The organism is Geomicrobium sp. JCM 19039, from assembly GCF_000698145.1.
Classification (GTDB): Bacteria; Bacillota; Bacilli; order Bacillales; family Marinococcaceae; genus Geomicrobium_A.
Genome location: NZ_BAXB01000009.1, coordinates 109992 through 131204 on the forward strand (window position 1 = coordinate 109992; position 21213 = coordinate 131204).

21 protein-coding genes, 3 pseudogenes and 1 other annotated feature are annotated in these 21213 nt (G+C 44.1%); all 24 genes and pseudogenes read left to right on the forward strand.

Features of this window, described 5'->3' with window-relative positions; genetic code table 11:
* Nucleotides 1–13 precede the first annotated feature (13 nt).
* The 24 genes and pseudogenes from JCM19039_RS10790 to phoU all read left to right on the forward strand — a co-directional run bounded on the left by JCM19039_RS10790 (nucleotide 14) and on the right by phoU (nucleotide 20846).
* Nucleotides 14–2669, forward strand: a pseudogene (locus tag JCM19039_RS10790) (valine--tRNA ligase).
* Nucleotides 2670–2690: 21 nt separating this feature from the next.
* Nucleotides 2691–3977: a folylpolyglutamate synthase/dihydrofolate synthase family protein gene (locus JCM19039_RS10795; protein WP_052398701.1), complete on the forward strand. Its 1287-nt coding sequence runs from the start codon at nucleotides 2691–2693 to the stop codon at nucleotides 3975–3977.
* Nucleotides 3978–4090: 113 nt separating this feature from the next.
* Nucleotides 4091–4828, forward strand: coding sequence for an A24 family peptidase (locus JCM19039_RS25485; RefSeq protein ID WP_373975472.1), 738 nt, complete (start codon nucleotides 4091–4093; stop codon nucleotides 4826–4828).
* 82 nt (nucleotides 4829–4910) lie between these two features.
* Nucleotides 4911–5987, forward strand: coding sequence for a hypothetical protein (locus JCM19039_RS10805; RefSeq protein WP_042426965.1), 1077 nt, complete (start codon nucleotides 4911–4913; stop codon nucleotides 5985–5987).
* 17 nt (nucleotides 5988–6004) lie between these two features.
* Complete coding sequence (locus JCM19039_RS10810) at nucleotides 6005–6211, forward strand: hypothetical protein (RefSeq protein WP_152550176.1); 207 nt, start codon at nucleotides 6005–6007, stop codon at nucleotides 6209–6211.
* A 38-nt stretch (nucleotides 6212–6249) separates the two neighbouring features.
* A complete protein-coding gene (locus JCM19039_RS10815; RefSeq protein WP_042426971.1) occupies nucleotides 6250–6849 on the forward strand; it encodes a nucleoside triphosphate pyrophosphatase in 600 nt (199 codons plus the stop codon).
* A 40-nt stretch (nucleotides 6850–6889) separates the two neighbouring features.
* A pseudogene (gene radC, locus JCM19039_RS10820) lies at nucleotides 6890–7551 on the forward strand (DNA repair protein RadC).
* A 925-nt stretch (nucleotides 7552–8476) separates the two neighbouring features.
* Nucleotides 8477–9514 (forward strand): rod shape-determining protein, encoded by a 1038-nt coding sequence (locus JCM19039_RS10825; protein WP_042426975.1) that lies wholly within the window; start codon nucleotides 8477–8479, stop codon nucleotides 9512–9514.
* Nucleotides 9515–9645: 131 nt separating this feature from the next.
* Nucleotides 9646–10569 (forward strand): rod shape-determining protein MreC, encoded by a 924-nt coding sequence (mreC, locus tag JCM19039_RS10830; RefSeq protein WP_042426978.1) that lies wholly within the window; start codon nucleotides 9646–9648, stop codon nucleotides 10567–10569.
* The gene (gene mreD / locus JCM19039_RS10835) at nucleotides 10569–11093 is read left to right on the forward strand and encodes a rod shape-determining protein MreD (protein ID WP_042399098.1); all 525 of its coding nucleotides are present in this window, start codon (nucleotides 10569–10571) and stop codon (nucleotides 11091–11093) included. Before mreC ends, mreD begins: the two co-directional genes overlap by 1 nt.
* Nucleotides 11094–11166: 73 nt before the next feature.
* A complete protein-coding gene (minC, locus tag JCM19039_RS10840; RefSeq protein WP_042426981.1) occupies nucleotides 11167–11865 on the forward strand; it encodes a septum site-determining protein MinC in 699 nt (232 codons plus the stop codon).
* A 12-nt stretch (nucleotides 11866–11877) separates the two neighbouring features.
* The gene (minD, locus tag JCM19039_RS10845) at nucleotides 11878–12678 is read left to right on the forward strand and encodes a septum site-determining protein MinD (protein WP_042399104.1); all 801 of its coding nucleotides are present in this window, start codon (nucleotides 11878–11880) and stop codon (nucleotides 12676–12678) included.
* A gap of 123 nt (nucleotides 12679–12801) precedes the next feature.
* Nucleotides 12802–13206, forward strand: coding sequence for a hypothetical protein (locus JCM19039_RS24390; protein ID WP_052398703.1), 405 nt, complete (start codon nucleotides 12802–12804; stop codon nucleotides 13204–13206).
* Nucleotides 13110–13607, forward strand: coding sequence for a M23 family metallopeptidase (locus JCM19039_RS10850; RefSeq protein ID WP_193744206.1), 498 nt, complete (start codon nucleotides 13110–13112; stop codon nucleotides 13605–13607). Before JCM19039_RS24390 ends, JCM19039_RS10850 begins: the two co-directional genes overlap by 97 nt.
* Nucleotides 13600–14478: a M50 family metallopeptidase gene (locus JCM19039_RS10855; RefSeq protein ID WP_052398705.1), complete on the forward strand. Its 879-nt coding sequence runs from the start codon at nucleotides 13600–13602 to the stop codon at nucleotides 14476–14478. The genes JCM19039_RS10850 and JCM19039_RS10855 overlap by 8 nt, the downstream gene beginning before the upstream one ends.
* A 25-nt stretch (nucleotides 14479–14503) precedes the next feature.
* Nucleotides 14504–14578, forward strand: a sequence feature (ribosomal protein L21 leader region).
* Nucleotides 14579–14592: 14 nt separating this feature from the next.
* Complete coding sequence (rplU, locus tag JCM19039_RS10860; RefSeq protein ID WP_042399107.1) at nucleotides 14593–14901, forward strand: 50S ribosomal protein L21; 309 nt, start codon at nucleotides 14593–14595, stop codon at nucleotides 14899–14901.
* A gap of 12 nt (nucleotides 14902–14913) precedes the next feature.
* On the forward strand, nucleotides 14914–15270 hold the full coding sequence (locus JCM19039_RS10865; protein WP_042426984.1) for a ribosomal-processing cysteine protease Prp: 357 nt from the start codon (nucleotides 14914–14916) through the stop codon (nucleotides 15268–15270).
* Entirely contained in the window at nucleotides 15264–15548 is a 285-nt protein-coding gene (gene rpmA, locus JCM19039_RS10870; RefSeq protein ID WP_042426987.1) for a 50S ribosomal protein L27, read from the forward strand. Before JCM19039_RS10865 ends, rpmA begins: the two co-directional genes overlap by 7 nt.
* Nucleotides 15549–15737: 189 nt before the next feature.
* The gene (locus JCM19039_RS10875) at nucleotides 15738–16628 is read left to right on the forward strand and encodes a phosphate ABC transporter substrate-binding protein (RefSeq protein ID WP_042426990.1); all 891 of its coding nucleotides are present in this window, start codon (nucleotides 15738–15740) and stop codon (nucleotides 16626–16628) included.
* Nucleotides 16629–16728: 100 nt separating this feature from the next.
* A complete protein-coding gene (pstC, locus tag JCM19039_RS10880) occupies nucleotides 16729–17649 on the forward strand; it encodes a phosphate ABC transporter permease subunit PstC (RefSeq protein WP_238545010.1) in 921 nt (306 codons plus the stop codon).
* Nucleotides 17650–17653: 4 nt separating this feature from the next.
* On the forward strand, nucleotides 17654–18523 hold the full coding sequence (pstA, locus tag JCM19039_RS10885; RefSeq protein WP_238544581.1) for a phosphate ABC transporter permease PstA: 870 nt from the start codon (nucleotides 17654–17656) through the stop codon (nucleotides 18521–18523).
* Nucleotides 18524–18547: 24 nt separating this feature from the next.
* Nucleotides 18548–19320 (forward strand): annotated as a pseudogene (gene pstB / locus JCM19039_RS10890) (phosphate ABC transporter ATP-binding protein PstB).
* Nucleotides 19321–19405: 85 nt separating this feature from the next.
* Nucleotides 19406–20182 carry a phosphate ABC transporter ATP-binding protein PstB gene (gene pstB, locus JCM19039_RS10895; RefSeq protein ID WP_042427020.1) on the forward strand — a complete coding sequence of 259 codons (777 nt, stop codon included), beginning with the start codon at nucleotides 19406–19408 and terminating at the stop codon, nucleotides 20180–20182.
* Between the two features lie 10 nt (nucleotides 20183–20192).
* Nucleotides 20193–20846 (forward strand): phosphate signaling complex protein PhoU, encoded by a 654-nt coding sequence (gene phoU / locus JCM19039_RS10900; protein ID WP_042426993.1) that lies wholly within the window; start codon nucleotides 20193–20195, stop codon nucleotides 20844–20846.
* Nucleotides 20847–21213: the final 367 nt, after the last annotated feature.

Here is a 21213-nt window from a genome sequence, read left to right on the forward strand (position 1 = left end):
AGGAGGACGTACAATGACTGAAGAGAAAAACATGGCAACAAAATATGACCCAAAACAAACCGAATCGAAATGGTATCCTTACTGGATTAACAATGGCTTTTTCGAAGCTACTCGTGAAGGTGAAAGAAAGGGAGAGCCGCACTCCATTGTGATCCCCCCACCGAATGTAACCGGACGTTTGCATTTAGGGCATGCGTGGGACGTGACTTTACAAGACATTATTGCCCGTCAGAAACGAATGGAAGGTAAGGACATGTTGTGGCTACCGGGCATGGACCATGCAGGCATTGCTACCCAATCCAAAGTCGAGCAGAAACTAAAAGAAGAAGGCCGATCTCGAAGAGAAATGGGCAGAGAAAAGTTTCTTGATGTGTCTTGGCAGTGGAAGGAAGAATATGCAGATTTTATTCGAGAGCAATGGTCAACACTTGGTCTGTCGTTAGACTACACGAGAGAGCGCTTTACATTAGATGAAGGGTTGTCAGATGCGGTAAAAGAAGTGTTCGTTCGTTTATATGAAAAAGGGCTCATCTATCGTGGCAAATACATCATTAACTGGGACCCATCAGCTCAAACAGCGCTTTCAGACATTGAAGTGGAGTACAAAGAAGTGGAAGGCGCGTTTTATCACATGCGCTACCCGTTAAAAGACGAAGAAGGACACATCGAAGTCGCGACGACGCGGCCTGAGACGATGCTTGGCGATACAGCGGTTGCGGTTCATCCAAGAGATGAACGCTACAAACATTTAATTGGAAAAACCGTCATCTTGCCGATCGTTCAACGTGAAATCCCAATTGTTGCTGATGAGTATGTCGATCGTGAATTCGGTTCGGGAGCGGTAAAGATTACACCAGCTCATGACCCGAATGATTTTGAAATTGGAAATCGTCATGAACTGCCTCGTGTTCTCGTCATGGATGAAGCTGGGCAAATGAATGAAAATGCTGGCAAATATCAAGGTTTAGATCGATTCGAATGCCGCAAACAAATCGTGAAGGATTTACAAGCTGACGGCATATTGTTTGACATTGAACAACACCTGCACTCTGTCGGTCATTCAGAACGAAGTGGCGCGGTCGTTGAACCTTATCTCTCGACCCAATGGTTTGTGGATATGAAACCTCTCGCCGAAGCTGCCATAAAGCTGCAAACAGATGCGGATAATAAAGTCACATTTGTGCCGGAGCGATTTGAACGCACGTATATGCAATGGCTAGAAAACATCCGAGATTGGTGTATTTCTAGACAGCTTTGGTGGGGACATCAAATTCCTGCGTGGTACCATAACGAAACAGGTGAACTGTACGTAGGAAAAGAAGCACCAGCGGATCTTGAAAACTGGACACAAGATGAAGATGTGTTAGATACGTGGTTTAGTTCAGCATTGTGGCCGTTCTCAACGATGGGCTGGCCAAATGAGGAAGCAGAAGACCTAAAACGATTCTACCCGACGAATGTGCTTGTAACTGGATATGACATCATCTTTTTCTGGGTATCAAGAATGATCTTCCAAGGGCTAGAGTTTACCGGTGAACGGCCGTTTAAGGATGTTCTTATTCACGGGTTGGTTCGTGATGCAGAAGGACGGAAGATGAGTAAATCCCTCGGGAACGGTGTTGATCCGATGGACGTTGTCGAACAATACGGAGCGGATGCACTCCGGTTCACACTTGCGACAGGCACATCACCAGGAAATGACCTTAAATTCCAATGGGATAAAGTAACCGCAAACTGGAACTTTGGCAATAAGATATGGAATGCATCGCGATTTGCGCTCATGAACATGGAAGCTTTACGTATGAGGACATTGACCTCACGCACGTCAACGCCACCCACGACCGTTGGATCTTGCGAAGTTACAAAAGACGATCGCTGATGTCACACGTCTAATGGATCGTTATGAGTTTGGTGAAGCCGGAAAGATGCTCTACAACTTCATTTGGGACGATGTGTGTGATTGGTATATCGAAATGGCGAAACTTCCACTGTATGGAGACGTTGAAGAAGATAAACAAACGACCCGTTCTGTGCTCGCGCATGTGTTAGACCAAACGCTTCGTCTGCTTCATCCGTTTATGCCATTTATTACTGAAGAGATTTGGCAGCACCTGCCACACACGGGTGATTCTATTACGATTGCTGAGTGGCCTAAAGCACAGGCAACGTGGCTGGATGAAGAAGCATTCACAGACATGGAACTTTACCAATCAATCATCCGGACCGTTCGCAACACACGTAGAGAAATGGACGTTGCGCCGAGAAAGCCGATTCCTTTGCATATAAAGCCAAATTCAGAAGCGTCTGCTGAACAATTACAAAGAGGCGTTCATTATTTGGAACATTTCTGTTCGCCAGAAGAACTGAAAATTGATCGGTCATTAGTCGCGCCAGAACAATCGATTTCGCATGTTTTGTCGGGGTTAGAACTTTATATTCCGCTTGCTGGCTTAATTAATGTTTCTGAAGAATTGGCCCGCCTGCAAGGGGAGAAGAAGAAACTTGATGGAGAAGTGAAGCGGCTGGAGGGTAAACTCACCAACGAGAAGTTTGTGAGCAATGCCCCGGAACAAGTGGTTGCTGCTGAACGAGAAAAGAAAGCCGATTACGAAATGAAGCGAGAAAAAGTGATTGAACGATTAAAAGAGATTGAGAAACTCGCACAATAGTGAGTTGGAGGGCAGATGTTAATGAACACCTTTGACGAGGTTATGGACTGGCTGAAAAATGCACGTAAGTTTGGCGTCAAGCCAGGGCTGGGTCGTATGGAGCTTGTGTTATCCACCCTCCAAAACCCAGAGAAGAAGCTCCAATGCATCCATATTGGGGGAACAAATGGAAAAGGTTCGACCGTTACGTATCTTCGGAATATCCTCCAAGCTGCAGGATATTCCATTGGTACATTTACTTCTCCATATGTAGTGAGGTTTGAAGAACGGATTAGTTTAAATGGGGAACCCATTCATCAAGATGACTTTGTCCGAGCAGCACAAACGGTAAAGGATGCGATTGAACAAACGGATGATCCATTTGGCCCGGCAACGGAGTTCGAAATTCTTACGTTAATTTCTTTCGTCTATTTTGAAGCGATCGCCCCTGATTTTGTCATTTATGAAGTGGGTTTAGGTGGCAGATTGGATTCCACCAATGTCATCGTTCCGCTCGTAAGTGCGATAACGAATGTCGGGATGGACCATATGCACATCCTAGGAGACCACGTAGAAGCGATCGCAGATGAGAAGGCAGGCATTATTAAACCTCGAGTTCCTGTTATCACGTCAGTCACCGACGAGCCGTCCCTCGAAGTCATTAAAAAGAAAGCGGCAGAACGGTCCGCTCCGATTACTCGTTTAAACGATCATTTTCATGTGACACATGCGACGACCGAAGAGGAAGGCTCAACGTTTTCACTGCGCGTTCAAGATCAAGAACTTCTTGATTTACGCATCTATATGCGGGGACGGCACCAGGTTGACAATGCTGCTCTTGCTGTTTCAATCGCGCTTGAAATTCAAAAAATGGGACATCGGGTTGGGCGACAGGCCATCAAGAGTGGTCTCGTTCAATCGATGTGGCCTGGCCGATTGGAGAAAGTAAAGGACAAGCCATTTACCCTCATTGATGGTGCCCATAACCCTGAAGGAATAGAAAGTCTAGTTCGGTATATGCAACCGTTCGCAAAAGGTCGACCGATCCATGTGATCGCAGCGGTGACGAAAGAAAAAGATGTAAACGAAATGTATGCACCTCTCCTTTCGTTACAGCCGTCGTCTTTCATACTCACCTCTTTTGATCATGAACGCTGTGCAAACCCAACAGAAGTTGCTGAAACGATGTCCTATTCAGGCATCACTGTTGAGTCGGATAATCAAAAAGCATACAGCAATGTTAAACGTATCGCGAAAGAAAAAGACGTGATTTTGATTACAGGTTCATTATTTTTTATTTCTGAGATGCGAACGTTTCTGACAAAATAAAAAGATTTGCTGTCGATAGAAGGAATGTCACTGTCGATGGCGAATCTTATTTATTGTGGCAGTGTTTGATCGGTCGTTGGTGATGGAAAGGAACGGAATTGATTTTTTTTGGAATGATTGGTTTCATCTTTGGTTCATTCTTTTCTGTAGTTGCTGTACGCATACCTAGAGGACTGTCTATTTCTTGGCCACGCTCTCATTGCCCCTTTTGTATGCGTACACTCCGAATGCCTCATTTGATCCCCGTGTTTTCATATGTTTTTCAAAAAGGTAGGTGTTCATATTGTAAACAACCCATCTCGATACTGTATCCGTGTACAGAACTCATAACAGGAGCGTTATTTGCTAGCGCGTTTCTCATCTTTGGTGTTTCTACGCAACTCCTCTTTTCGCTGGTCGTCATTTCCCTCTGCATCATCGTCGTGTTGACGGATCTCCTTTATTTACGAATTCCTAACAAAATTGTTGTGTTTTTTGGCTTGATATTTCTCGTACACCGCCTCTTCATCGAACCTTTCTCTCCTTGGTATGATCCGCTCGTCACAGCCTTTCTTTGTTTTTTGTTCCTGTTTGCCGTACTCGCTTTGTCAGGCGGAGGTATAGGCGGTGGCGATGTGAAGCTGTTTATGATTCTTGCATTGGCGCTTGGTAGCTCGATGTTTATCCTCGTCTTCTTTTTGTCGACACTGTTTGGCACAATGACGGGTATTGTGCGAAAAGGGAAAACGAAACATTATCCTTTAGCACCTAGCATTTCCGTAGCTGTGCTCCTTACTTTATTTGCTTACGACTGGATTTGGGAAGGAATGGAACGTGCTTTGTCATTCATTGTCAGTTATTCCTTGTATTGAACTGACAGGAATCTTCAAGGTTTGTCCTTTCCATATGATAACCTTGTCCTCATATTAATACCTTCAAGGTAGGGAGGTTCATATGGGACAAGACCGGGGGAAAATGACGTTTACGTTTCAGAATGAGAATGAAAAGAAGAAGGATGGGTCTGGAACATCAAAGAAGAAAGCCAAAGAATCTAACAACAGTGCACATGCGAAGACGAATAGCTCATCATCAAAAAAAGAGCCTGCGCGAGGCGATGACCAAGATGTAAAAACGAATAAGAAATCGGCGAACAATGATCAAGGTGCGTCGGAAGCAGCAAAGAAGAAAGGCAAAAAACTCAACACAAGTGCACATGCGAAGACGAACAGCTCATCACTAAAAAAAGAGCCTACGAAAGGCAACGATCAAGCCGTAACAACAAATGAGAAACCGGCGAAGAATAACGAAGATGAGCGGGTAACATCCGAGGGATCACTTCCTGCTGTGCGTACATCAGAAGCTTCAAAAGAAGCAATGCACGCAGCAGAAACATCAAAATCTGAAGAGATAGAAAAGATGCCCGATTCTTCTTCCCCTAACCATGAAACAGTGGATGTAGTACAGAAGAAACTTAAATGGGAGCAAAAAGGAGCACAGGAAACGACGAGTAAAAAAGCACCTGGGTTACCCTTTCATCGCAAAAAGAAACCTTCAGGTTCAGGTGGTCCAAAACGAAAAGGGCATGGCTTTGACCGTGTGAAATTCATCGGACTCATTGCAGCAGCTCTGTTACTCGGAGTGGTGTTTGGTTTGCCCTTATTGCAAATTGTGACGTCCTCTTCCCCTACTGATTCTGCCGAACAGGTGATGGGGACAGCAGAAGAGGACGGAGCGACAACGTCAGTTGGAGACGAGGCAACGTGGGCACCTCTAGAAATTGACGTTGTACAAGCGGGTGCTTTTTCTAGTATGGAAGCAGGCGAAGATGTGCAGCGACAACTTGTGAGCGCTGGTTACCCGGCGGTGTTGCACGATGCATCAGACAGTGAATACATCTTTTTGTATGTCGGTATGACTGAAGCAAATCAAGCTGAGCAAGACCTTATGCCAGAATTCGAATCAAATGGAATGGATGTGTATGTCAAACAACTTCAGATTGAGCCAGAAAGTGAAACAATCGACCAACAGTGACAGCAGCGGCCAATCTATTGCAAAGTGAAATTGAAGCATCTATCGGGACGGGTGTGGAGGCACCTGAGCCGCTTACTGAAGAGGTGCAAACGGTCATTTCTAACTCCACACAGTCAGGAGAACAAGTTCTTGAATCTTATGAATCACTGCAAAACAACCCAGATGATCATACAGAATGGATGCAATTTGTCCTCGATTATGAGCAATGGGTAAAAGAGTTGTGACATAATAGGAGCCAATGATCATAAAAGGAGTGCTCCCGATGACCAATCAATTAATTTTAGCTTCCTCATCACCAAGGCGGGTCGCGTTGTTAAAAAGTGCCGGATACACGTTTACCCAACGTACACGCCCGGTTGATGAGGAGTTTCAGGCTAACAAATCCGCTGCAGAGAACGCGGTGAGCTTAGCGAAGAAGAAAGCGTTTGTGTTTCAAGAAGACATGTCGATAGACGAAGTGATCCTCTCCGCAGATACCGTTATCGCTTTAGATGGGGAACCAATTGGCAAACCGAAAGAAGCGGGCGATGCCGTGGACATGCTTTCGCGCCTGTCCAAGACACCCCATCAAGTCATTACTGGAGTGGCTTTGGCCACCACCGACAGTGTAATTACATTCCACTCCGAGACAAAAGTGACATTTTATCCGCTCACAGACGAACAGATCGACATGTATGTACGCACAGGTGAGCCATTAGACAAAGCCGGAGGGTATGGGATTAATGGCCTGGCTGCACTATTTATTAAAGAAATTGTTGGCGATTATTATAACGTTGTTGGCCTGCCATTATCTCGTCTCAGGCAAGAGCTTGAACATGTCAATATTTACCCCGATTGGTTAAATTCAAATATGAAGAGGTGAGCCCTTGCTGCCCCCCGAAGTAAAATTACCCGTGAATGAGATGCCCCGTGAACGATTAGTCAGAGAAGGACCAGACAAGCTGTCCAATCAAGAGTTGTTAGCCATACTCCTTAGAACTGGGAGTCGCGGAGAAACTGTTCTCGACCAAAGTCAGCGTCTGCTTACTTCATTTGGTGGTCTTCTACAACTAAAAGATGCCACGGTCGAAGAACTTCAAGCCGTTCGTGGCATCGGCTTCGTAAAAGCAATTGAAATTCGCGCAACATTAGAGTTAGCAAAACGTATCCATACGATGAATACAAAAGAGAAGTGGATCATTCTGGCCCTGAAGATGTGACTGAGCGGGTCATGGAAGAGATGCGTTTTTTGCAACAAGAACATTTTATTGCCCTCTACCTGAATACGAAAAACCAAGTAATGCACAAACAAACGTTATTTATTGGCGGGCTAAATAGTAGCATCGTCCATCCAAGGGAGGTATTTAAAGAAGGAATTCGGCGTTCAGCCGCTTCAATGATCTGTTTGCACAACCATCCTTCTGGCGATCCTTCCCCAAGTAAAGAAGATATTCAAGTAACAAAACGGCTCGTTGATTGTGGCAATATCATTGGCATTCCCGTGTTGGATCATATCATTATTGGTGACCAATGTTACGTGAGCTTACGTGATCTCGGCGGGGTATTTGAATCTGTGAACCTATAGACGTAACAGCCCAAACGTGATCAATCAAACGTTTGGGTTTTTTATGTAAACGAGTGTATCTTCATAGCGAGAGTTGATAAGCATCTATAGAAGTTGAACTAAAGAATTTCTTCAAGAACCATTGGTAATGTTGGTGAAGTGGAAACTGTGCTCGAGTTGGGGGAAATCGCAGGAAAAGCGGTATATTCTCATAAACTAGGGAACAGAATGAGCAAACTAGAGAACAGATTACAAGATCACATGTGCATCCCCACCCCGAAGTACCCGCAAGCTGTCGGCGCGGTTCGCGCCGAACCGAGTTAGATTTGGCTTCGGCTGCACTCAGGCCGACAGGGTGCTCGCTTATGGGCATTGAAACTGCGCTCTAGTTCGAACAAACTGCGTGCAAGTTTAGCGGAATAAGTGATAAAATCACTAAACTAGGCAAACTTGCGCGCAAAATGGAACCAAGCCCGCCATACCCCTTTCGCTCCATTTTAAGGTATCAAATAAATAAAATGAACCGTATCGAATTCCATATTCACGCAGAAGCAATCATTGGCTGGCGCAGAGCATCTTTTTTCCTAAATGTAGCAACGAGTTGCAGCTGCAGGCTTTAGCAGTCGGAAAGGAATAGATTGTCCTAGCTCGGAGTACTTATCTAAAATCCCTATCTCTAGCTAAAATTAGCGAGGTTTCTTAGGGAACGTCACGTTCCTGCAAAAGTCCTTAGCTTCTTTTTTGATTGTGACGAATTGAGGAAATTTATGAAAGCTGTTTTTACCGCTATGTTTTTAGGTGAAAATTGCGTATAATGAGTAAGGGAAATTTAGATCTAGATATGGGTCTTAGTTGTAAAAAAATACGTAATGAAGATACCGAAATTGTAACGAGACGATGATATAAAACGACGAATCAATTGAAGGTAATGAAGGGAGATACATAGATGTTTGGTGGTTTTTCTAAGGATTTAGGCATTGACTTGGGGACAGCGAATACGCTTGTATATGTAAAAGGAAAAGGGGTTGTTGTTCGTGAACCTTCAGTTGTAGCAACGCGTTCAGACAACCAACAAATTGAGGCTGTCGGTAATGACGCCAAAAATATGATTGGACGTACACCAGGTAACATTGTTGCAATTCGACCAATGAAAGACGGTGTAATTGCCGATTTTGATACGACCGCGACAATGATGAAATATTTTATACGTCAAGCACAACGGAACCGTTCTGTTTTTACGCGTAAGCCAAATGTAATGGTTTGCGTACCATCAGGAATTACTGCAGTGGAAAAACGGGCGGTGGAAGATGCGACAAAGCAAGCAGGAGCAAGAGAGGCATATACGATCGAAGAGCCGTTTGCTGCAGCAATTGGTGCAGATCTACCGGTTTGGGAGCCTACGGGCAGTATGGTTGTTGACATCGGTGGCGGTACGACAGAAGTGGCCATCATTTCTTTAGGCGGCATTGTCACGAGCCAATCGATTCGAGTGGCCGGTGATGAAATGGACGAATCAATCATTCAGTATATCAAGAAGACGTACAATCTCATGATCGGTGAGCGTACGTCGGAAGCCTTGAAAATGGAAATTGGATCAGCAGAGAAGCAAGAAAATGTTGAATCAATGGAGATTCGTGGACGTGACCTCGTTACAGGACTTCCTAAGACGATTTCAATTGAAGCGGACGAAGTTGCACAAGCACTTGAAGATACGATCACAACGATCATAGAAACCGTGAAATCGACGCTTGAGCGCACGCCGCCTGAACTGGCTGCAGATATTATGGATCGTGGCATTGTGCTCACCGGTGGTGGGGCGATGTTAGAAGGTCTGGATAAGCGTCTAGGAGAAGAAACGAACATGCCGGTGTTGGTCGCTGAAGAACCATTAGATTGTGTTGCGCTTGGTACTGGAAGAGCTTTGGAAAACCTCCATCTATTCCGTTCAAGAGCGGGAATTACAGCAAGATCCAATCGCAAATAAAGACGCTAGACAAGGTTGTCGGTTTTTGTAAATCACTTAAACCGGCACATCATTTATAAGCGTGTAAGATATAGTTCACAAAACAATAGTGTTCAAATGGGTTTCATAGAACAAGGTAGAAGGTGTCTAGCATGCCTCATTTTTTTTCGAATAAGCGTTTAATATTACTAATGGTTGGCATTATTGTCCTTGTCATTTTGGTTGGACTTACGATGCGTGAGCGTGAGCAAGCAACAATACCGGAGCAAATTGTGCAAGATTCCGTCGGGGCAGTGCAGTCGGTTTTCCAAAGGCCTGCTTATTTTGTGCGTGGCATTTATGATGACTTTATTCATATTCTAAATGTACATGAAGAAAATGAACGGCTAAAGGAACACTTGAATGACTATGCGATGTTGCGATCAGAATTGGATGGGTTACGAGAAGAGAACGAGAGTCTTACGAGCATGTATGATGGGATGGAGAGCTTGAGTTCATTCACATCAATTCCCGCGTTAGTCATTGAGCGCCAGCCCGATCGGTGGACAGAAACCATTGGGATTAATCGTGGAACGCAGCACGGGGTTGAAGCTGATATGGCTGTCATTACCGAAGAAGGCCTCATTGGAAGAGTGCAGTATACGAGTGCATTTACGTCACAAATTCAATTGTTATCCGACGGTGAACAGACGAACCGAGTGTCTGCTAAGGTTGCCGTTGAAGATGATGAACCGGCCATTGGTTTCATTGAAGGTTGGGACCATGAACAAGATCTGTTAATCATGCAAAAGGTTGACTCAGAAAACGAACTTGAAGTTGGTCAGTTTGTTAGTACTTCTGGTTTGGGCGGATTATTCCCTGCCGACCTACCTATTGGTGAAATTGTCGGCGTGGAGATCGATGAGTACGGGCTTACGCAAAATGCTTACATCCAGCCATCTGCAGATTATTACAATATTAATCATGTCATGGTCATCGATCGCGAACAAGGCAATCTCGAAGGCATTCAAGAAGATTTTGAGAATCTGCAAGAGGAGCAAGAAGAAGAGGAAGAAAGTGAAGGGAGTGGAGAATAATGCGTTACATTCTCCCAGTAATCGTTGCCTTCCTCTTCATTATCGAAGGAACATGGTTTCAAGTGTTCTTTCCGGCTTCTTTCGATCAAGACCTCTATTGGATGCCGCGGTTTGCTTTTGTAGCCATTGTGTTTATTTCCATTTACAGAGGTGCTGTACACGGGCTGTTTTTTGGAATCATTACCGGATTTTTTCATGATGTCGTTTATTCGTATATCATAGGAATTTACATGTTTTCTTACGGTTTGCTAGGGTATATGGCAGGTTTTAACTTCTCAGCAGTCAAATCGAGACCGATTGTTGTCTTACTTATTATGCTAGTTGGGCTTGCTGGTTTGGAAACGCTCATTTATTTCATGTATACATGGACGGGAGTTGCGTTTGTAGGCTTTGAAGAATTTGCAACCACAAGGCTGATGCCGTCATTGCTTTTAAATGGTGCGTTTGGCATTGTGATCCTTTTTCCGATGCGAAAGATCTTTCAATGGATTGAAGAAAGGGAACGTATGCAGGAAAATGTATAAAGATGTGGAATCTTATCAGTAAGGCATATAGCCATTTGGCGGTTAGCGAAGATGAAAGTACCGAGGTGAGACGGTGAAAACTACATTCCAAAAGCAGTTCGTCACGATAAAGGGGACGAAAGACGGGATTGTCATTCATTTGGATGATCAGTGCAGTTATGCTTCAATTGTGTCAGAGCTCGAAGCGAAAATTGCAGAGAATCACTCGGCCTTTGATGAGGGCAAAGACGTATCGGTACGTGTGCATGCCGGTAATCGTTATTTAACCGAGGCGCAACAAGAAGAGGTAAAGGCTCTGATTGAGCATACAGGCGTTATTGTTGTTGATGAGTTTTATAGCAACGTGATGACAATTGCCCGCGCCCAGGAAGAAAAAGAACGAGAAGAGTTAACGACGTATACACGTATCGTCCGCTCGGGGCAAGTGCTTCGTGTAAAAGGAGATCTTCTCATTCTTGGCGATGTGAATCCAGGCGGAATTGTTGAAGCGGTAGGGGACGTGTACATACTCGGTTCGCTTAAAGGAATTGCAAAAGCAGGGATTAAAGGGAACGAGAACGCCGTTGTTGCTGCATCTGTTATGGTTCCATCGCAAGTGAAGATTGCTGAGCATTTGTATCTTACCGAGTCAACTCGGGCAGAACGTGCTCAAGAAGTTCTTTATGCAGAGCCGAAGTACGCATGCATTGAGCATCAGGAAGAAGAGATTGTTTTTCATGCATTGAACGGTCTGGCGGCATTTCGTCGTGATCGTAAGAATAAAAGGGACTAAGGAGGATATGCTGTGGGAGAAGCAATCGTCATTACATCCGGGAAAGGCGGCGTAGGGAAGACAACAACGTCGGCAAATATTGGAACAGCATTGGCGCTGCAAGGAAAACAAGTGTGCCTCCTCGATACTGATATCGGCTTAAGAAATCTTGATGTTGTCATGGGTCTTGAGAACCGCATCATTTATGATTTGGTTGATGTATTGGAAGGTCGCTGTAAAGTTCAGCAGGCACTCATCCGAGACAAGCGTTTTGAATGTCTTCATCTACTACCAGCTGCACAAACGAAAGATAAATCTGACGTCACACCAGAGCAGATGGCAGAAGTTGTCAATGAGTTGAAGCCAGATTACGACTACTTGATCATTGATTGCCCTGCAGGAATTGAGCAAGGGTTCCGAAATGCGGTTGCGGGTGCGGACCAAGCGATCGTCGTCACTACACCGGATACACCTGCGGTTAGAGATGCCGATCGTGTGATCGGTCTTTTGGAACAAGAAGAAATGCCTTCACCGAAGCTCGTCGTCAATCGCGTGAGAAAAGCGTCTAAGGAAAAGGGAGACGATCTACTTGACGTAGATGATGTTGTCGCGACACTTGCCATTGACTTATTAGGTGTTGTCTTTGAAGATGAAGGTGTGCTCAGAGCTTCTCATAAAGGGGAGCCAGTAGCAACAACACCGAATACGTCCGCATCATTGGCTTATCGAAACATTGCACGAAGAATTCTTGGAGAATCTGTACCACTGCTCTCATTAACTACGAAGAAGAGTTTTCTTGCGCGAGTGAAATCGTTGTTTGGTATTCAAGCATAATCAAAAGAAGTTACGGGACCGAAAATACGGCCTGTAGCTTCTTTTTGTTTCCATGGTATATCCTTGTCCATTTCCACATATCTATGAAGAAAGTGGGTGACTGAATGGGACGGAGGGATTCCGATGGGAGACCAGTTGGATCGAATTCGAAGAGAAGCCGAAAAAAAACGTAGGAAAGAGTGGAAACCTGCAGATCCACCGAAACAAAAGACACATCTTGCGTATTACCCGAGTCGTGAAGAGATGAATGAGCATGAGCCAGAGTTTTACATGTGGCGTGATAATGAAAAGAAAATGAAGACGAGCAGCCGGAATGAAAAGGTGCGGCAGCGATTTTTTATACAATGGTTATGTGCACTAGGCATCTTTGTCGTGACAGCAATTGTTGCACAAACAAATCAAGCTCTCTCGAACCTGTTCGACAAACGGCCATGCAGTGGTACGGTGAGGAGTTTCAATTTGCTGCGGTTTCTGGCTGGTACGAAGAGCAGTTTGGCCGACCGCTTGCATTATTTCCTGGAGATGTGAATGAATCCGGCGAACAAGTAGAAGAGCCGATTGGAGAGGGATATGCACTTCCAGCAGCCGGAATAATTGAGGTTCGTGAATCGTTCTCAGAAAACGGACAGGCAATGATTGTCGAAACAGCTGAAGATGCAATGGTGACGGCTGCTCGTGGTGGGGTCGTTATTCGAGCGGGTACCGATTCAGAATGGGGAGACGCGGTCGTCGTTCAGCATGAAGATGGAACTGAGGCAATGTATGGTACGCTCGATGCCATTGATGTAAATTTATATGACCATGTGCAGTCAGGTGATGTGCTCGGAGCAGTCACGACGAGTGATGAGTTTGAAGGCGGCAGCTTCATGTTTGGATTACGAAAGAACAATGAGTTTATTGACCCAAATGAAGTGATGACATTTGATTGATCTCTTTCGAACAATACGAATTCACCCTGTATTTTGGCTCGTCATTGGGTTGGCGATAGCCACAGGTTATTTTCGTGAGTTAATCATGTTATTTTGTATTGTTTTCTGTCATGAGATGGGTCATGCAATCGCTGCTCAGAAATTGGGATGGCGGATAAAAAAGATTGAGCTGTTGCCGTTTGGCGGTGTGGCTGAGACAGAAGAATACGGGAATCGACCGCACCGCGAGGAAGTAATTGTCATATTGGCAGGACCTTTGCAACACGTTTTCCTCATCGGATTATCGTTTTTGGCTTTGTCATTGTTTCCATTTTGGTCGCAAGGTGATCACGAACTGTTCATCTACCATAATCTAACGATCTTATTGTTTAATTTACTCCCTGTGTTGCCACTTGATGGCGGCCGACTCGCACAAGTAGCTTATACATCGATTCGACCTTTTCGTGAAGCGCAGCAGATTTCATTGTTAACATCAATTGCCGTATTAGTCATTGTCATGACACTCACTGCCATGTACTTCCCTTTACATTTGCAATGGTGGATGATTATTTTCTTTTTAGCAATTGCAAATTTCCTTGAGTGGAAGCAGCAACCTTACGGATACCAACGGTTCTTGTTAGAGCGTAAACGTTTTGAACCAGACGTAGAAGCGAAGGTGCAATCTGTGCCTGCGAACTTGAAGCTATCCGCAGCGATAAAACAGCTATATAAAGGGAAGCCTACCCTTTATCAAGTGATTGAATCTGGGCAGTTTATAAAGGAAAAAGATTTGTTACGGTATTGGTTTTATGATGATCATTTTCATCAAACCGCACGAGGTGGGCAGGAGTTACACATCGGCGATATCATTGACAACCGTCCAGTCCTATGATAACATTTTTATGTTGTTTGGAACCCCCAAACTACAACCGCACAGAAGAGGTTTTAAGTTCGAAGGTAGAACACCTCGGATGGCGAGTCTTAGGAAATCGGGAGGTGCATAGGAATGTACGCAATTATTGAAACAGGTGGAAAGCAGATCAAAGTTGAAGAAGGTCAGCAGATCTTCATCGAGAAGCTTCCAGAAACAGCAGGAGATGCCGTAACTTTTGACCGTGTTGTTTTCGTTGGTGGAGATGACACGAAAGTAGGAGCTCCTTATGTAGAAGGTGCGAAAGTTACAGGTACTGTTGAGAAGCAAGGCAAGAACAAGAAGATCACCATCTACAAGTTTAAGCGTCGTAAAGGCTATCGTCGTAAGCAAGGACATCGTCAGCCTTACACGAAAGTAAAGATTGACAGCATCTCTCTATAAGGGTGCACGTTGATGATTCGACTTACGATTGTAAGAAACGAAGAAAATCGTACGATACACTCATTTGAGTTAAGCGGGCATGCGAATGCCGCTGAATATGGTGAAGACATCGTATGTGCCGGCGTATCAGCAGTTGCGATCGGTACAGTGAATGCCATCGAAGCGCTTTGCGAGCAGCCACTCACCATTCAATCAGAGGACGACGGCGGGTATTTGTACGGCGAAGTGCCTCACAGTTGGACAGGGCGAGTCGCTGAAGACGGACAGCTATTACTTGAAGGTATGGTTGTTGCACTAAAGAGCATCCAACAATCGTACGATGAATTCATACATGTAATTGAAATTTCAGGAGGTGCAGACAAATGCTAAACATGAACCTACAGTTTTTCGCTCAGAAAAAAGGGGTAGGGAGTACGAAGAACGGTCGTGACTCCATTTCTAAACGCCTAGGTACGAAGCGCGGTGACGGTCAGCTAGTAACAGGTGGCTCCATCCTCGTTCGCCAACGTGGCACAAAGATCTATCCTGGTGAGAATGTTGGTAAAGGCGGAGACGATACACTTTTCGCTAAAATTGACGGCGTCGTTAAATTCGAACGTCTCGGTAAAAAGCGTAAGCAAGTAAGTGTATACACAAAAGAAGCATAAATCGCCAAAAAGCGGTAAAGGCTAAGTCCTTTACCCGCTTTTTTTGCGTTTTTCAAATGTCGGTAAAATTGACAGAACGTTAACAATCCTTAGTGGTTTTTTTACAAACGATTCAACTGTCCTCAATAATGAGTCGCTATAGTAAGACATGTAAGGGAAATTATGTACTCAATTAGGGGGATTAAACGGATGAAGAAGCATCATCTTCTAAAAGTAACAGGAATTGTGGCATTGTTGACACTTGCAGCTTGTGATAGTGAAGATTCAGAAGATGCAACGGCGACCAATGAAGCAGACGAGCCTGCTTCGGGCGATGCTGAATCATCGAACGATGAAGAAGCATCCAACTTGGAAGGGACGGTCACCATTTCTGGCTCCACTTCGGTTCAACCGATCTCTGAAGAGTTAGCGGTTCCTTTTATGGAAGAGAATCCAGATACAAGAATTGAAGTTTCTGGTGGGGGATCAGGTGCAGGTGTGACCGCAGCTCAGCAAGGCGCATCAGATTTTGGCGCTGTCTCACGAGAAATTGCTGAAGACGAAACTGGCATTGAAGAATACGTCATTGCTCTTGACGGCATTGCCATTATTGTTCACCCAGACAATGCTCTATCAGAATTAGCGTTAGAAGATGTTACAGATATTTTCTCTGGCGAGGTGACAAACTGGTCTGAAATCGGTGGAGATGATACTGACATCGTTGTTGTAAGTCGAGAAGATGGCTCAGGAACACGAGATGCATTTACGGATATAGTGCTCGGTGATGATGAGCTTATCGATACAGCACTCATTCAGAATACGACCGGCGGTGTTGCTGAGAGCGTAGCAAATGATCCGAATGCAGTTGGGTACATGTCAACAGGTAGCATGAGTGATTCTGTTCAAGGTCTTAATATTGATGGTGCTGAACCGACAGATGAAAACATTCGATCAGGTGAGTATCCCGTCTCTAGACCGTTTAATTATGTAAGCAACGAAGATGAGCCGTTAAGTGAGGTTGCCCAAGCATTTCTCGATTTCATCCTTGGCGATGACGGTCAACAAGTCGTTGAAGACAATGGATTTATATCCGTCGATTAACGATTAAGCAAGGCATGGAGAGCGAACAGGGTGGGGATAGCTGCCCTGTTTTTTACAATGAAAAATAAAATTTTTCAAGAGCGGTCATGGGGTGGTTACAATGATGTTTCAAAAGGTGCGGAATAGAAAAAGCAATATCGAAGAAAGTGTTGTCAAAAAAATCCTATTGATCATGGCGTTAACTTCTGTTTTGTCTTTAGGACTTATTGCATTTTTTATATTTATGGAAGGTCTGCCTTTCATGTTTAATTATGGCATAACAGAGTTTATTTTCGGTACAACATGGGATCCAACAAATCAAGTGTACGGTATTTTTCCGATGATTGTTGGTTCTGTGTTGGCAACGATTTTAGCCATTTTCATTGGAGCGCCCATCGGAATTGCTGTAGCGGTGTTTTTAGTAGAAATCGCACCTCCTCGAGTGGCGAAAGTCATTCGACCGGCAGTACAACTCATGGAAGGCATCCCCTCTGTTGTGATTGGGCTATTCGGTATGGTGATTATTTTAGACCTTATCCGTCGTCTCTCCCGTGGCCCTTTAAGTGAATTTTTACCGTCCACCTATCAAACGGGGTATTCGGTGTTAGCGGGAGCGATTATTTTAGTCATTATGATCTTGCCGACGATTATATCGATCTCAGCGGATGCCATTCGAGCTGTACCGAAGGAATATAAACAAGCAGCTTTAGCTTTAGGATCATCGCAGTGGCAAACGATTTACCGAGTCGTTGTGCCTGCAGCCAAATCGGGTCTGATTGCGGCGGTTGTTCTTGGTGTCGGCCGAGCCATAGGCGAGACAATGGCCATCATTATGGTCATTGGAAATACTGTTCTTATCCCTGAGCTCGGTTGGGAAAGCATTTTCGCACCTGTTCGAACACTAACGGGGAACATTGCATTAGAAATGGGGTATGCCGGACCTGAGCACCGTCAAGCGTTGTTTGCGACAGGCATCATTCTATTTATGTTCATTATTATAATTAATTCAATCACGATTGTTCTGAGAAAAAAGGAGTATTGACCCGATGTTTAATGTGAAACCAAACCATATGATCAAAGTGAAACGAAGTCAAAGGTTAGCATTTACAATGTTGAGTCTTGCCGCTCTACTCACCGTTATCATCCTATTCGGCATCCTCTTTTATATTATGAGTCAAGGATTTTCGGTCATTAGTATGGAGTTTCTCTTCACTGAGCCTCGGAGCATGGGGACCGAAGGTGGTGTATTTTCTGCGATACTTGGAACGATCTATCTTGTTGCACTCGTTCTCCTCATTGCAACGCCTGTTGGTGTAGGAACAGCAGTTTATTTGAACGAATATATGCCAGCGGGTCGATTTAAAAATATCATACGGTTCTCTACAGAACTTCTTGCAGGGATCCCATCCATTGTATTCGGGATGTTTGGGTTTATTTTCTTTGTTCTTATGCTAGGTGATTACACTGGTGGATTTTCAATTCTTTCTGGGGCATTAACAGGTGTGATGATGATCTTACCAGTCATTATTCGTGCATCGGAAGAGTCACTTCGGAGTGTGCCAAACACGTTAAAAGAAGCAAGCTTAGCGTTAGGGACGACGCGTTGGTATACGATTAAAAAGATTGTTTTACCATTTGCATTACCAGGAATTACGACGAGCATCATCTTATCAATCGGGCGCGTTATCGGTGAAACTGCAGCATTTTTGTTAACGCTCGGGGGCAGTCTTTTAGTCGCTACTTCGATATTTGATGGGAGCAGAACACTTGCTTTGCATCTCTACCTCGTTGCGATGGAAACAGGGGATTTACAAATGGCACTCGGTTCTGGAGCAGTGCTCATCATTCTCATCATCATCATTAATTTTACTGCTGCCGGATTGTTCAAATTGCTCGTACGCCGCTTTTCAACATAAACGCCGAGAGAGGGGTCATGACCAGTGATTGATCATAAAGAAAAAGAAGTGAAGATTACCGCCCAAAACGTAGACTTCTTTTACGGCCAAAAACAAGCGCTAAAAGATATATCATTGGATATAAACAAAAATGAAGTATTCGCACTCATCGGGCCGTCTGGGTGTGGGAAGACGACATTCTTACGAATATTAAATCGAATGAATGATCTGATCCCGAAAACGAAAGTCAGTGGGACGGTACGAATTGAAGGTCAAGATATTTATGATCCGCAAGTCGATGAGGTGCAGTTACGAAAATCAGTCGGCACCGTCTTTCAAAAACCGAACCCATTTCCAATCAGTATTTTCGAAAACGTTGCCTATGGACCAAAAGCAAACGGAAATAAAAACAAGAAAAAACTGATGGAAATCGTCGAAAGAAGTTTGCGACAAGCAGCGCTATGGATGAAGTGAAGGATCGGTTAAATGACAGCGCGATGAGCCTTTCTGGTGGACAGCAACAAAGGCTTTGTATTGCACGGGTCGTCGCCATAGAACCTGATATTATTTTAATGGATGAACCGACATCCGCACTAGACCCGATTGCTACATCCAAAGTAGAAGAATTAATTCATGAATTAAAGAGCGATTATACGGTCGTCATCGTCACCCATAATATGCAACAAGCGGCACGAGTATCAGATCGCACTGCTTTTTTTCTTAACGGCAATGTCGTTGAAGCTGGTGACACGCATCAATTATTTACAAACCCGAAGGAACAAGAAACCGAAGATTATATTACGGGCAAATTTGGTTAATGTACGTGTGAGATAAAACGGAACAGATGGAGGGTGCGGTATGGTTAAACTTGCAACACGACCTGAAATAGAAACGCATGAAGCTATGGTAAACAGCGCAACACCTCAGTCTGAAACAGTCTATCAGATTGAAGATTTGCGAGTGGCCTATGGCAACAATGAAGTATTACACGGCATCAGTTTACCGATTAGAAAAAATCAAGTGACAGCGTTAATTGGTCCTTCTGGATGTGGGAAATCAACGTTGTTAAAGACACTAAACCTTATGATTTACGCTGATGAAAACATTCATATGAGCGGAACGATTGCGTTTGAGGGTGAGAATATCTTACGTGAAAAACAGGACCCGTTGGATTTACGCAAACGTGTAGGCATGGTTTTTCAAAAGCCAAGTCCGTTCCGCAAATCCATTTTTGACAATGTTTCATATGGGCCAAAAGTTCACGGTGTAAAAAAGAAAGACCTTTCCGAGATTGTCGAGCGATCACTCAAAGATGCTTATCTTTTTGATGAAGTGAAAGATCGGTTACATGATTCAGCGTTCAGTCTGTCTGGTGGTCAGCAACAAAGACTTTGCATTGCTCGTGCACTTGCAACATCCCCTGAAGTGATATTAATGGATGAACCGACATCCGCCCTAGATCCAAAAGCAACACTTGCTGTCGAAGATTTAATTAGTAAATTAAAAGAGAAATATACTGTGGTGCTAGTGACGCATCAAATGGAGCAGGCGGCGAGAGTTTCCGATTCTACCGCGTTTTTATATATGGGAAATGTCGTTGAGCATGGTGAAACGCATCGGTTATTTTCGAATCCGTTAAGAAAACAGACGGAAGATTATATTACAGGACGTTTCGGTTAGGAGAGCTGGCATGCAAGGAAGAACGGTTTTACAAACGGAAATTCAATCCTTACATGAACAATTATTTGATATGGGAACGATGGCGTATCATTCGCTAAAAGCATCTTTAGTTGCGTTAACTGCAGGTGATATTGAGCATTCTAAACAAATTATCGAACAAGATAAAACGATTAACGAAACAGATTTACGAGTAAACGAGCACATCGTTCAATTGCTCGTGACACAACAGCCAGTTGCGACCGACTTGAGAACGTTAACGGCGATGATGAAAGTGTCTACTGACCTCGAACGTCTTGGTGATTTGGCAGTAGAGATTGCCAAAGCAAATTTGCACCGAGAACCGCAAGCATTTTCTCATGAAGAAACAGAAATAATTACTGAAATGGGCGAGTACAGTATGCGGATGTTGAAAGAAGCCATTGATGTTTTTTATCATATGGAAGTAAACGAAGTAAAGCAAATTGAGGCACAGGATCGAACTCTTGACGATCTTTACGGTCGAGCCATTCAACAATTCATATTGAATACGCATGATGAACGGACCATCGTCCAGCTCGCCTACACCGCACGTTCTTTGGAACGGGTTGGAGATCACTGTACGAACTTAGCAGAACAAGTTCTATACGTTGTAGAAGGTGTACATCGTGATTTGAATCGGCATTAATTGTGTGAAAATATGTTGACAAGAAAAAAAGCTTTACAGAGAGATGAATACCCGCTATACTAAGTTTATAAAATTCAGAAAGGGTGATCACACATGACAACACATAAACGAGTACACTTCGTCACAACTTCATACTGGACACATGTGGGGATTATCCCATTCGTCGATGTCAACCGTCGACGAGCTGGATCGTTGTAGTCGTTTTACAATGTGCGATGTTTTTACAATACGAAATGACCATCCTCCGCCTGTGTGAAACGGTCGGGGGATTTTTGTGTGTAAAAAAAGATTCATAATTGCTGCACATTTGCGTAGAAATAGCGGAGTGTGGAACGTTCAAACGAACGTTTTCATATATTTACATTGG